2 rRNA genes (1 of these 2 running past the window's edge) are annotated in these 1,386 nt (G+C 50.9%); both read left to right on the forward strand.

Annotated features, from left to right (window positions below):
* Positions 1-1,121: ribosomal RNA gene (locus AC1Q64_RS25270) — 23S ribosomal RNA — on the forward strand; it begins 1,758 nt to the left of the window's first position.
* 143 nt (positions 1,122-1,264) lie between these two features.
* A 5S ribosomal RNA gene (gene rrf / locus AC1Q64_RS25275) occupies positions 1,265-1,377 on the forward strand.
* Positions 1,378-1,386 lie beyond the last annotated feature (9 nt).

Raw genomic sequence — 1,386 nt, forward strand, 5'->3', positions numbered from 1 at the left:
CTGTTTAATAAAAACACAGCACTCTGCAAACACGAAAGTGGACGTATAGGGTGTGACGCCTGCCCGGTGCTGGAAGATTAAATGATGGGGTGCAAGCTCTTGATTGAAGTCCCAGTAAACGGCGGCCGTAACTATAACGGTCCTAAGGTAGCGAAATTCCTTGTCGGGTAAGTTCCGACCTGCACGAATGGCGTAACGATGGCCACACTGTCTCCTCCTGAGACTCAGCGAAGTTGAAATGTTTGTGATGATGCAATCTCCCCGCGGAAAGACGGAAAGACCCCATGAACCTTTACTGTAGCTTTGTATTGGACTTTGAACAGATCTGTGTAGGATAGGTGGGAGGCTTTGAAGTGAGGACGCTAGTTCTCATGGAGCCAACGTTGAAATACCACCCTGGTGTGTTTGAGGTTCTAACCTAGGTCCATTATCTGGATCGGGGACAGTGCATGGTAGGCAGTTTGACTGGGGCGGTCTCCTCCCAAAGCGTAACGGAGGAGTTCGAAGGTACGCTAGTTACGGTCGGACATCGTGACGATAGTGCAATGGCATAAGCGTGCTTAACTGCGAGACTGACAAGTCGAGCAGATGCGAAAGCAGGACATAGTGATCCGGTGGTTCTGTATGGAAGGGCCATCGCTCAACGGATAAAAGGTACTCTGGGGATAACAGGCTGATACCGCCCAAGAGTTCATATCGACGGCGGTGTTTGGCACCTCGATGTCGGCTCATCTCATCCTGGGGCTGTAGCCGGTCCCAAGGGTATGGCTGTTCGCCATTTAAAGAGGTACGTGAGCTGGGTTTAAAACGTCGTGAGACAGTTTGGTCCCTATCTTCCGTGGGCGCTGCAGATTTGAGGAAGCCTGCTCCTAGTACGAGAGGACCGGAGTGGACACACCTCTGGTGTATCGGTTGTCACGCCAGTGGCATTGCCGAGTAGCTAAGTGTGGAAGAGATAACCGCTGAAAGCATCTAAGCGGGAAACTCGTTTCAAGATGAGATCTGCCGGGGCCTTGAGCCCCCTAAAGAGTCGTTCAAGACCAGGACGTTGATAGGTCAGGTGTGGAAGCGCAGTAATGCGTTAAGCTAACTGATACTAATTGCTCGTGCGGCTTGACCCTATAACTTTGATAGCCAATACGCTCTCAGCGTGAAGCTCAAAGTCTGTTATGCCAAGTTAGACGCAGTCAAATACACAAAATCTGATTCCAGACTCTATGAATTCGCCAGGCAGTTCACAAAAACTGCCCAGCACCAAGTTATGCCTGATGACCATAGCAAGTTGGTCCCACTCCTTCCCATCCCGAACAGGACAGTGAAACGACTTTGCGCCGATGATAGTGCGGGTTCCCGTGTGAAAGTAGGTCATCGTCAGGCTCTTACAGC

It is taken from the genome of Acidovorax sp. GW835-FHT14G06 (assembly GCF_058793595.1).